This is a genomic window from Leisingera sp. F5 (genome assembly GCF_001593695.1).
Genome location: NZ_LUKH01000547.1, coordinates 1 through 2,149, shown reverse-complemented (window position 1 = coordinate 2,149; position 2,149 = coordinate 1). Strand labels below are relative to the sequence as shown.

Genomic DNA, 2,149 nt, shown 5'->3' with positions numbered 1-2,149 from the left:
GTGCCCGCATCAGTGCGGGAAGGGCCAAAGTCTTAGTTTTTCCTTGGCGACACGCCACAGCTGCGCCATGCCGTGCGGCTCGGCGATCAGAAACACCACAATCAGCGCCCCCACGATCACCAGCTGGAAATGCGCCACGATATCAGTCGGCCAGCCCAGAAGATCGACGCCCACCACCTTCAGCACCACCGGCAAGAGCACCAGAAAGGCCGCGCCGGCAAAGGAGCCGAAGATCGACCCCAGCCCGCCCAGGATCACCATGAACAGCACCAGGAACGACTTGTTGATGCCAAAGGCCTCGCCGACCTCGACCGCACCAAGGTAGACTGCAAAGAACAGCGCGCCGGAAATCCCGATGAAAAAGCCGGACACGGCAAAAGCTGTGAGTTTGGCCTTGAGCGGGTTCACCCCGATGATTTCAGCCGCGATATCCATGTCGCGGATCGCCATCCAGCTGCGGCCCACGGTACCGCGGGTCAGGTTGCGGGCCACCAGCGCGCAGAACGTCAGGAAAATCAGGCAGAACAGATAGGTGGCCCAGGCCGGCGCATTGGGGCCGGTGATCAGGATGCCAAAGGTATCGCGCTCCGGTGCGTTGATCTGGCCCGAAGCCGAATAGTTGTAAAACCACGGCACCCGGTTGAACAGCCACACCAGGAAGAACTGCGCCGCCAGCGTCGCCACCGCCAGATAGAAGCCCTTGATGCGCAGCGAGGGCAGGCCGAAGGCCATGCAGACCACCGCGGTGATGCCGCCCGCCAGGATCACATGGATGAACATGCTGACCTCGGGAAAGGCCGTCATCAGTTTGTAGCAGGCATAGGCCCCCACCGCCATGAACCCGCCGGTGCCCAGGGACACCTGCCCGCAGTATCCGACAAGAATGTTCAGCCCGATCGCCGCAATTGAATAGATCAGGAACGGCAGCAGGATCGCATTGGCCCAGTAGTCGTTGACCAGGAAGGGGATGATGCCAAAGGCCACCGCCAGTACCACATAATAGCGGACGCGGTCGAACTTGATCGGGAAGGTCTGGCTGTCATCGGCATAGGAGGTTTTGAAGTCTCCGGCTTCACGGTAGAACATGTCTCAGATGCTCCCTTTCTGTTGCAAACAGGGCCCGGTCCGGGTGTTTGTCTTGAATGTTTCAGCAGCGGCAATCATTCGATCTGCCCCCATTGCGCCTGTGCCGCGTCGCGCTGCGCGCGGGTTATCCGGTTTGACGGTTTGGCATAGCCGCTGCGCTCGCTGCCGCGCACCAGACGCAGATATGCAATGATGCCGGTAATCAGTCCTGAGGCTGCCAGCAGCGACGCGGTGACAATCTGGGTTTCGGTGAACCCTTCCGCGGTCAGCGCCAGATAGCCGAACGCCCAAAAGCCCGCCCAGGCAATCACGTTGATGACGGCAATCGCCTTGGTCATGCCGCACCGCCGGCGTTAACCAATTTGTCAGAAATCCGTGCATGGCCACATTTTGCCCATTTCTTTCTGCCACCCTGTTCTTGGGTAAAGTGAGTGGGATCAATGACCGCGATTTTTGAGGAAATCCGGCGGCTGGAGGCCGCGCGGAAGAAGGGTGACATTTCAGCAGCCGAATTTGCAGAGGCCAAGGGCCGCCTGCTGGCAACGGTGGAAGACGCAACAGTGCTGCCGCCGTTCGAATTCGAGCCGCCGCGCCGGGAGGCACGCAGGGAAACCTCTGGGACCGCACCCGGCCCTTGGGGGCTGATGCTGATGGGGCTTCTCGGGGCCGGGCTGCTAACGCTCCTGGCCGGGCAGCTGATCGGCGATCTGACCATTGCCTTCACGCTGGTCGCCACGGTATTCGCCGCCATTGTCATCGCCGCATTCCGCAAGCTGGAAAGCTGAACAGACCGGGAGCAGGTCATATGAGCGTCAGACCCGTTCAATGATCTTCTCCCCGAACAGACCCTGCGGACGGAACACCAGGAACAGCAGTGCCAGCACATAAGCAAACCAGTTCTCGGTGGCGCCGCCAACCATCGGACCGATGGCAAACTCGAACAGTTTCTCGCCCACACCGATGATCAGCCCGCCGACAATGGCGCCGGGGATCGAGGTGAAGCCGCCCAGCATCAGCACCGGCAGCGCCTTCAGCGCGATCAGCGACAGCGAGAACTGCACAC

General features: G+C 61.0%; 3 protein-coding genes and 1 pseudogene. 1 reads left to right on the top strand and 3 read right to left on the bottom strand.

What is annotated here, in order from left to right; genetic code table 11:
- Positions 1-9: 9 nt before the first annotated feature.
- A complete protein-coding gene (locus A2I95_RS33075; protein WP_129369246.1) occupies positions 10-1,086 on the bottom strand; it encodes a branched-chain amino acid ABC transporter permease in 1,077 nt (358 codons plus the stop codon).
- Positions 1,087-1,160: 74 nt separating this feature from the next.
- Positions 1,161-1,424, bottom strand: a complete 264-nt coding sequence (locus tag A2I95_RS33070; RefSeq protein ID WP_129369245.1) for a hypothetical protein — start codon at positions 1,422-1,424, stop codon at positions 1,161-1,163.
- 102 nt (positions 1,425-1,526) lie between these two features.
- Here A2I95_RS33070 and A2I95_RS33065 point away from each other — a divergent pair, with 102 nt between their 5' ends.
- Positions 1,527-1,871: an SHOCT domain-containing protein gene (locus tag A2I95_RS33065; protein WP_291736646.1), complete on the top strand. Its 345-nt coding sequence runs from the start codon at positions 1,527-1,529 to the stop codon at positions 1,869-1,871.
- A 27-nt stretch (positions 1,872-1,898) separates the two neighbouring features.
- Here A2I95_RS33065 and A2I95_RS33060 read toward each other — a convergent pair.
- A pseudogene (locus tag A2I95_RS33060) lies at positions 1,899-2,149 on the bottom strand (branched-chain amino acid ABC transporter permease); the annotation flags it as partial.

What these genes read in the sequence shown, in the direction of transcription:
- A2I95_RS33070 (WP_129369245.1), bottom strand. Translation starts at nt 1,424, where the DNA reads ATGACCAAGGCGATTGCCGTCATCAACGTGATTGCCTGGGCGGGCTTT.
- A2I95_RS33065 (WP_291736646.1), top strand. Translation starts at nt 1,527, where the DNA reads ATGACCGCGATTTTTGAGGAAATCCGGCGGCTGGAGGCCGCGCGGAAG.
- A2I95_RS33075 (WP_129369246.1), bottom strand. Translation starts at nt 1,086, where the DNA reads ATGTTCTACCGTGAAGCCGGAGACTTCAAAACCTCCTATGCCGATGAC.